This is a genomic window from Pseudomonas fluorescens (genome assembly GCF_000802965.1).
Classification (GTDB): domain Bacteria; phylum Pseudomonadota; class Gammaproteobacteria; order Pseudomonadales; family Pseudomonadaceae; genus Aquipseudomonas; species Aquipseudomonas fluorescens_A.
In genome coordinates this window covers 330,477-337,809 of record NZ_JSAK01000001.1, presented here as the reverse complement: position 1 = coordinate 337,809, position 7,333 = coordinate 330,477, and the positions used below count along the sequence as shown (strand labels likewise).

Here is a 7,333-nt window from a genome sequence, read left to right as displayed (position 1 = left end):
AGCTAATCACCCTTCGCTTCGGTGTGGCGCGCATTCTACGGAGCGACCCCACCTCTGGCAAGCACTTTTTTAAATAATTTTCTCAGGCCTTCCAAAGGCTTAGAGAAGGGTTGGCCTATGGCACACGGAGGACAATAATGCCCGCCTTTGTATAAAGGAGAGACTCACCCCATGTGGTTCAAAAACCTGCTTATCTATCGCCTGACCCAAGATCTGCCTGTTGATGCCGAGGCGTTGGAAACTGCACTGGCCACCAAACTGGCGCGCCCATGTGCAAGCCAGGAGTTGACCACCTACGGTTTCGTTGCGCCTTTCGGCAAGGGCGAAGATGCGCCGCTGGTACACGTCAGCGGTGACTTCCTGCTGATCAGCGCACGCAAGGAAGAACGCATCCTGCCGGGTAGCGTCGTGCGTGACGCGGTGAAGGAAAAGGTCGAAGAGATCGAAGCCGAGCAAATGCGCAAGGTTTATAAGAAGGAACGCGACCAGATCAAGGATGAAATTATCCAGGCGTTCCTGCCTCGCGCCTTTATCCGTCGTTCGTCTACCTTCGCCGCCATCGCGCCTAAACAAGGCTTGATCCTAGTCAACTCGGCCAGCCCGAAACGTGCCGAAGACCTGTTGTCCACCCTGCGTGAAGTGATCGGCACCCTGCCTGTACGCCCGCTGACCGTAAAGATGTCCCCGACCGCGACCATGACCGAATGGGTCACCACTCAGAAAGCGGCGGACGATTTCTTTGTACTGGACGAGTGCGAACTGCGCGACACCCACGAAGACGGCGGCATTGTGCGTTGCAAGCGCCAGGACCTGACCAGCGAAGAAATCCAGCTGCATTTGAGCACTGGCAAAGTGGTCACTCAGCTGTCGCTGGCGTGGCAGGACAAGCTGTCCTTCGTGCTTGACGACAAGATGGTGGTCAAGCGCCTGAAATTCGAAGATTTGTTGCAAGACCAGGCAGAACAGGACGGCGGCGACGAAGCCCTTGGCCAACTGGATGCCAGCTTCACCTTGATGATGCTGACCTTCGGTGACTTCCTGCCGGCGCTGGTTGAGGCGTTGGGTGGGGAAGAGACTCCGCAGGGGATCTGATTGCTATCGGCGCCAGGCATTAATGGTGGCGCCGGCTTAAAAGATCGCAGCCTTCGGCAGCTCCTACATTGATTCGGTTGATCGCAAATAATGCGGATAGACCTGATTCCTGTAGGAGCTGCCGCAGGCTGCGATCTTTTTTTGCAAGCAGCGTATGCTTAGCTCCCTAACGCTTTCACACATAATAAGGATCAGGCCATGCGCGCACTGGCTGCATTGAGTCGTTTTGTCGGCAACACTTTCGCTTACTGGGTACTGATTTTCGCCGTCGTGGCGTTCCTGCAACCGGCGTGGTTCATCGGCCTGAAAGGCGCGATCGTGCCGCTGTTGGGGCTGGTGATGTTCGGCATGGGCCTGACGCTCAAGCTTGAAGACTTTGCCGAAGTCGCTCGCCATCCATGGCGCGTAGCCCTCGGTGTGGTTGCACATTTCGTGATCATGCCCGGTGTGGCGTGGCTGCTCTGCCAGGCATTCCATTTGCCGCCAGAAATCGCCGTCGGCGTGATCCTGGTCGGTTGCTGCCCAAGCGGCACCTCGTCGAACGTGATGACCTGGCTGGCACGCGGCGACCTGGCGTTGTCGGTGGCCATCGCCGCCGTCACCACCCTCCTCGCCCCGCTGCTGACCCCGGCGCTGATCTGGCTGCTGGCTTCGGCCTGGCTGCCGGTGTCGTTCATGGAGTTGTTCTGGTCGATCCTGCAAGTGGTGCTGCTGCCGATCGTGCTTGGTGTAGTTGCCCAGCGTCTGCTCGGTGATCGGGTTCGTCACGCGGTGGATGTGTTGCCGCTGGTGTCGGTGGTCAGCATCGTGATCATCGTCACGGCGGTGGTTGCCGCCAGCCAGGCGAAGATTGCCGAGTCCGGCTTGCTGATTATGGCCGTGGTCATGCTGCACAACAGCTTCGGCTATCTGCTGGGTTACTTCACCGGACGCTTGTTCAAGCTGCCATTGGCCCAACGCAAGTCGCTGGCGCTGGAAGTCGGCATGCAGAACTCCGGACTGGGTGCCGCCCTGGCCAGCGCACATTTCTCGCCACTGGCCGCGGTACCGAGTGCGTTGTTCAGCGTTTGGCACAACATTTCCGGGGCGCTGCTCTCGACTTACTTCCGCCGTATGAGCGAGAAAGAAGACCGGAAAATCGCGGGTCAGCAAGCTGCCGACTGATCCACGAACTTGATCCCCGGGTTAATGCTGGGCACTATATTGCGCAACGCGAGGACGACCTCGCGGCTCAATCGAGTCATTAATCTGGGGACGACCCCGTCAATCGATGAGGTCTTTGATGTCCTGGATCATTCTGTTTTTCGCCGGCCTGTTCGAAGTCGGCTGGGCCGTCGGCCTGAAGTACACCGACGGTTTCAGCCGCCCTCTCCCGACTGCTTTGACAGTTGCTGCCATGGCCATCAGCCTCGGCTTGCTGGGCCTTGCCATGAAGGAATTGCCGCTGGGCACGGCCTATGCGATCTGGACCGGTGTGGGTGCCGTGGGCACGGTGATCGCCGGGATTATTTTGTTCGGTGAGTCCATGGCGCTGGTTCGACTGGCGAGTGTGGCGTTGATTATTGCCGGGCTCGTTGGCCTGAAAGTCAGCACTTAGGCGACTACCGCTATCGCGAGCAGGCTCGCTCCTACAGTGGATTGATGGTGTGTTGGCTATTTGTGACACAACACATTTCCAATGTAGGAGCGAGCCTGCTCGCGATGAGGCCGGCACAAACAACGACTATCTAACTGAACCGCGCAAATCCCCCACCAACACCTGCAACTTGCCCGGCTCCGCCACCTCAACCGCCACCGCCGCTCCCGCCACCAACGTCACCCGCGACCACAACCGGCGAAACAGCCCCTTGCCCGGATCGCGGCTGAAGAAACTCCCCCACAACCCCTGCAACGCCAGCGGAATCACCGGTACCGGCGTCTCTTCGAGAATCCGCGTCAGTCCGCCCTTGAACTCGTTGATCTCGCCATCAGCCGTCAATTTTCCTTCAGGGAAAATGCACACCAGTTCACCGTCCTTCAGATACTGCGCAATACGCGTGAAGGCCCTTTCGTAGATCTGAATGTCTTCGTGACGCCCCGCTATCGGAATCGTGCCGGCCGTGCGAAAGATAAAGTTCAGCACCGGCAGGTTGTAGATTTTGTAGTACATCACGAAGCGAATCGGCCGACGCACCGCGCCGCCAATCAGCAAGGCATCGACGAACGACACGTGATTGCACACCAACAACGCCGCGCCTTCGTCGGGGATCAATTCCAGGTTGCGATGCTCCACGCGGTACATGGAATGGCTGAGCAGCCAGATCATGAAACGCATGGTGAATTCCGGGACGATCTTGAAAATGTAGGCGTTGACGCCGATGTTCAGCAGCGACACCACCAGGAACAACTGCGGAATCGACAGCTTGGCGAAGCTTAGCAGGATGATCGAGACAATCGCCGAGACCACCATGAACAGCGCGTTGAGAATATTGTTGGCGGCAATCACCCGCGCCCGTTCGTTCTCGGCGGTGCGCGACTGGATCAGCGCGTACAGCGGCACGATATAGAAACCACCAAAAACGCCTAGACCGAGGATGTCGATCAACACCATCCAGGTGTGGCCAAATCCGAGAATTTCGATCCAGCCATGGCCCTCGACACTGCCTGGAATTCCGCCGGAATGCCACCACAGCAACAAGCCAAACACCGTCAGGCCGAACGAGCCGAACGGCACCAGGCCGATTTCGACTTTGCGCCCGGAGAGTTTCTCGCAGAGCATCGAACCCACGGCGATGCCGACCGAGAACACCGTCAGAATCAGCGTTACCACGGTCTCGTCGCCGTGCATCCATTCCTTGGCGTATGCCGGGATCTGCGTCAGATAAATCGCCCCGACAAACCAGAACCAGGAGTTGCCGACAATCGAGCGCGACACTGCCGGGGTCTGTCCCAGGCCCAGCTTCAATGTGGCCCACGATTGGCTGAAAATGTTCCAGTTCAAACGCATGTCCGGCGAGGACGCCGCGGCCCGCGGAATGCTGCGACTGGCCAGATAACCGAGCACCGCAATTCCGATAATCGCCGTGGAAACGATCGGCGCGTAGTGACTGGACGACATCATGATCCCGGCGCCGATGGTCCCGGCCAGAATCGCCAGGAAAGTCCCCATCTCCACCAATCCGTTGCCACCCACCAGCTCATCTTCGCGCAGGGCCTGGGGCAGGATCGAGTATTTCACCGGTCCGAACAGCGCCGAGTGCGTGCCCATGGCGAACAGCGCCACCAGCATCAGTGACAGGTGATCGAACATGAAACCGACCGCGCCGACCGCCATGATGGCGATTTCCCCGAGCTTGATCAGACGGATTAGCGCGTCCTTGGCGAATTTTTCGCCGAACTGTCCGGCCAGCGCCGAGAACAGAAAGAACGGCAGGATAAACAGCAGCGCACAGAGGTTGACCCAGATCGAACGGTCACCGTCGATGGTCAGCTTGTACAAAATGGCGAGGATCAACGACTGCTTGAAGATGTTGTCGTTGAAGGCTCCGAGTGACTGTGTCACGAAGAACGGCAAGAAGCGCCGGGTGCGAAGCAAGGTGAACTGTGAGGGGTGACTCATCTTCCATGTCCCTGATTTAGGCAGTGAGTGGCGTGGATACAGCGATTGGAATGTCGCACGTCGATCCAGGCCACACCTTACCTAATCTTTACCGCTTATTTCTTTAATCCTGCAATGCACGGCGAGACAAACAGCTCGCCGCGCCAGGCGCCCAGCACGGTACGTTTGCCGACGATCAGCCACATTACGGCCAGCAAACTCACCAGCACGCAGCCGAAGACATTGAAAAATGTGAGGTGCAAAGTGCTGGCCAGTTTCAACGTTGCCAGCGAATAGACGCCCAACGGGAAGGTAAAACCCCACCAGCCAAGATTGAAAGGTATGCCGGCGCGCAGATAACGCAGCGTGATCAACACCGCCATCAGCATCCACCACAGGCCAAAGCCCCATAGCGTGATCCCGGCGACCAATCCTAGTCCCGCTGCAATTTCACCAATACCCGATAAACCATTGGCGGCGAAAATTGCTGGCGCATCGGCGCCCAACAGCAACATGCCCAGCGCCCCAGTACCAATCGGGCCAAGCGCCAACCAGCTCGAAGCGGCCATGTTTTCATGGGGCAGCTTATGCAGCGCCATGCGCAGCAACAGGATCGTCAGAATGCTGAACGCCACCGGTAGGGAAAATGCCCAGAGCACGTAGCTGGTCACCAGCACCACCAGTTGCGAATGGGCATCGGCGAGATGCGGCGCCAGCAGGCCACCGCTGGCGGCCGCCACTTCCGCCGCCACCACCGGCAACAGCCAAACAGCCGTCATTTGGTCAATGCTATGTTCCTGTCGGGTGAACATCATGTAGGGAATCAGCACGCCGCACGCCAGCGACATCGCCACATCCAGCCACCACAACACCTCGGCCAGTTGAATCACACCCTCGCCCCAACGCGGCAGGCCGAACAGCAGAAAACCGTTGATGATGGTCGCCAGGCCCATGGGGATCGTGCCGAAAAACATCGAAACCGTGGAGTGGCCGAAAATCCGTCGTGCCTCGTCGAAAAACATCGCCCACCGCGCCGCGTACAGCACCGTGAACAGCAGGAATAGAAAGATATTGAATAGCCAAAGCGCTTCGGCAATCCCGCGCAGCACAGGATTGGCGACGGGCAATTGAGCCAGCGCCAACGCCAGCACTCCGGTGCCCATGGTGGCGGCGAACCAGTTAGGCGTGAACTGGCGGATGACCTCGCGCGGGTGCTGCAAATGGCTGAACGGCTTGATACCGGGCTTGATGGTGTTGGGGCATGTCATGGTGAACTCCTGTCCTCTGGTGAGGTAGGAGTCCATGTTAGACCCCGATCGAATATCTATATAACGGGTAATATCTCTAACTGTTATCGGTTTTACGAATAAACATCACCTGATCTCGCTGCACGCACTGACCGCCCGTGGGCGCATCAAGCCAAACAACGCACTCAGCGACAGGATGATCAACACCGCGCCGTAACCATCGGTGGTTGCGACCAGGCCGAAGGTCCGGGAGAGGTTGCCGGCCAGTAACGATGGCAGGCAAAACGCCAGATAACTCAGCACATAAAATGCCGACATCAGCCCGGCACGTTCATGGGGCAAGGCCAGCGGGACCAGGCTGCGCACGGCACCGAGGAACCCGGCGCCGAAGCCACACCCGGCGACCAGCGTTCCCAGGAAAAACAGGGCCAAACTGGCGCTGTGCACGCCCAGTAGAATCAAGATGACACCCGTCGGTAACAAACTGGCGCCCAATTGCAACGCTCGGGTGGCCGGCCGATTACGAAGGGTGAAAATCATCAAGGCACCGGTGAGCGTCAATGCGGCTACCGTCGCCCCACCGATCAGATTCGATGTCGATCCGGTAGCAGTGCGCACCAACGACGGCGCCAGCGACGCGAAGAAACCGCCGAGCGCCCAAGTCGCAGTGTTGAGCGGCAAAACCCGCCACAAGGTGGCGCGCGCCTGGACCGGCACATGCAGGGTCGGACGCAGCGATGCCAAAGCACCGGCCTGCGGCGAGACACTCTCCGGTAAACGCCAGACATACACGGCCTGCACCGCAAAAAGCGCCAGTAACAGCCAAAAGGTCAAATGCAACGGCGCCGGTGCAAACTCAGCCAACAATCCGCAGCCCATCCCGCCCAGGGCCATGCCGAGCAACGGTGCAACACTGTTGATCAGCGGCCCGTGCTGGCGGTCGGTGTCCAGCAGCGCGGCACTCAAAACAGCGGTGGCCATGCCAGTGGCAAAGCCTTGCAGCACACGGGCAGCGATCAGCCAGGCGACACTGTCGGCGTAAATGAACAACAGCATCGCCAGGATATTCAGCACCACCGCGGTGAAAATCACTGGTTTACGTCCCAGGTAATCCGAGAGCGATCCAACTGTCAGCAGAGCGGCCAGCAGACTCAGCGCGTAAACGCCAAAGATCAGAGTCAGCACGGCGGCCGAGAACTGCAACTGCTCTTGATACAAGTGATACAAAGGCGTCGGCGCGGTAGAAGCCGCCAGAAAGCTGAGTAAGGTGATCGCCAGAAACCACAGGCTGGCACGGTTTGAAGAACTGGACATGAGCACACTCCGCAAAAGCTAATTATTTGCTTTTGCGGAGTGTGCTACTGACGTGCGCTTAAAGCAAATTCTTTGTGTTAAGGTCCGATACGTGGCTTTAACG

Annotated in this window: 6 protein-coding genes; 3 read left to right on the top strand and 3 right to left on the bottom strand. The window is 58.4% G+C overall.

Features of this window, described 5'->3' with window-relative positions:
- Nucleotides 1-171: 171 nt before the first annotated feature.
- The 3 genes from rdgC to sugE all read left to right on the top strand — a co-directional run bounded on the left by rdgC (nt 172) and on the right by sugE (nt 2,689).
- Entirely contained in the window at nt 172-1,092 is a 921-nt protein-coding gene (rdgC, locus tag NL64_RS01565) for a recombination-associated protein RdgC (protein ID WP_008060875.1), read from the top strand.
- A 198-nt stretch (nt 1,093-1,290) separates the two neighbouring features.
- The gene (locus NL64_RS01560; RefSeq protein WP_034146394.1) at nt 1,291-2,256 is read left to right on the top strand and encodes a bile acid:sodium symporter family protein; all 966 of its coding nucleotides are present in this window, start codon (nt 1,291-1,293) and stop codon (nt 2,254-2,256) included.
- 118 nt (nt 2,257-2,374) lie between these two features.
- Nucleotides 2,375-2,689 carry a quaternary ammonium compound efflux SMR transporter SugE gene (gene sugE / locus NL64_RS01555; protein ID WP_034146393.1) on the top strand — a complete coding sequence of 105 codons (315 nt, stop codon included), beginning with the start codon at nt 2,375-2,377 and terminating at the stop codon, nt 2,687-2,689.
- A 126-nt stretch (nt 2,690-2,815) separates the two neighbouring features.
- Here sugE and NL64_RS01550 read toward each other — a convergent pair whose 3' ends face one another.
- The 3 genes from NL64_RS01550 to NL64_RS01540 form a co-directional block, all read right to left on the bottom strand.
- Nucleotides 2,816-4,690: an MFS transporter gene (locus NL64_RS01550; RefSeq protein WP_034146392.1), complete on the bottom strand. Its 1,875-nt coding sequence runs from the start codon at nt 4,688-4,690 to the stop codon at nt 2,816-2,818.
- A 95-nt stretch (nt 4,691-4,785) separates the two neighbouring features.
- A complete protein-coding gene (locus NL64_RS01545) occupies nt 4,786-5,937 on the bottom strand; it encodes a TDT family transporter (protein WP_034146391.1) in 1,152 nt (383 codons plus the stop codon).
- Nucleotides 5,938-6,042: 105 nt separating this feature from the next.
- Nucleotides 6,043-7,230, bottom strand: coding sequence for an MFS transporter (locus NL64_RS01540; protein ID WP_034146390.1), 1,188 nt, complete (start codon nt 7,228-7,230; stop codon nt 6,043-6,045).
- Between the last annotated feature and the right edge of the window lie 103 nt (nt 7,231-7,333).